Genomic DNA, 1,190 nt, shown 5'->3' with positions numbered 1-1,190 from the left:
GGATGGTGTTCAAAACAACGTCCGCAGCGCCGAGTTGACCGTGAGAGCGTGGCCAAGTGAGTTCAATGAGCGATTCCCCTCGACTTCGATGCGAGATTCGGTGCGCGCTTGGGCGTTATCGCCCGCGTTTCGGGTCGTCGGCCAGAATCCCTGCGCATTCACCGTTTGGCACCTGACTGAAGTCGATGGCGCATCATCCACAGATTGCTCAAGGCAAACAGCGTATGCAATTGCTGCGTGTTCTTCATCAAGCCCCGGTAGCGCACTTTGAGATAGCCGAACTGGCGCTTGATGACGCGAAACGGGTGCTCCACCTTGGCACGGATGCGGGCTTTGACCCGTTCGAGTTCATCGCGCAGCTTGCCCACCGACGCCTCCTTGTCCAACGCGCGGCGCTTGCCCGGGCGCATCGCAACATGCCAGTTGACCGCGATGTCTTGCGCCTCACTGCGCCTTTCAACGCCTTGGTATCCGGCATCACTGAACACATCGGTTTCCTCGCCATGCAGCAGTGCATGAGCTTGCGTGACATCGTTGACGTTGGCGGCTGTGCCCACGACGGTGTGTACCAGTCCCGATTCGGCGTCCGCGCCAATGTGTGCCTTCATGCCGAAATGCCACTGGTTGCCTTTCTTCGCCTGGTGCATTTCCGGGTCACGCTCGCCATCCTTGTTCTTGGTCGAACTCGGCGCGGCAATCAGGGTGGCATCGACCACTGTGCCTTCCTTGAGGAGGAAGCCGCGGGCGTTGAGTTGCTCGTTGACCGTCTTGAGAAACTGCTCGGCAAGTTGGTGTCGCTCAAGCAGATGCCGAAAGCGCAGAATGCTGACGCGGTCAGGCAGGCGGCTCATTCCACCCAAGCCAGCGAATTCGCGGTACAGCGGCGTGTCATACAAAGCTTCTTCCATCGCCACGTCGCTCAGACCAAACCATTGCTGCATCAGATGGATTCGAAGCATCGCCGCGAGAGGAAACGGCCGGCGGCCCGTTGCCTTGGTCGGAGCGTGCGGAGCAATCAATGCCAGGAACGCATCCCACGGCACTGCACGTTCCATCTCGTCCAGAAACACGCGCTTGCGCGTGCGGCGATTGCTCAGGTCCAGGCCAAGGTCAGTTTGTTTCATGCGCCCATTGTCGCTGGAAACATTCTTCATGCGTACCCGAAGTCGCATGAGTTTTGAACACCATCC

The 1,190-nt window shown here is 59.1% G+C and carries 1 protein-coding gene; it reads right to left on the bottom strand.

Annotated features, from left to right (window positions below; genetic code table 11):
• Positions 1 to 158 precede the first annotated feature (158 nt).
• On the bottom strand, positions 159 to 1,124 hold the full coding sequence (locus VSR71_RS34955) for an IS5 family transposase (RefSeq protein WP_342917904.1): 966 nt from the start codon (positions 1,122 to 1,124) through the stop codon (positions 159 to 161).
• Positions 1,125 to 1,190 lie beyond the last annotated feature (66 nt).

Source organism: Cupriavidus oxalaticus (genome assembly GCF_038900635.1).
In the GTDB taxonomy this organism is placed as follows: domain Bacteria; phylum Pseudomonadota; class Gammaproteobacteria; order Burkholderiales; family Burkholderiaceae; genus Cupriavidus; species Cupriavidus oxalaticus_B.
The sequence above is the reverse complement of the archived record's forward strand: the minus strand, read 5'-3'. Positions and strand labels throughout refer to the sequence as shown.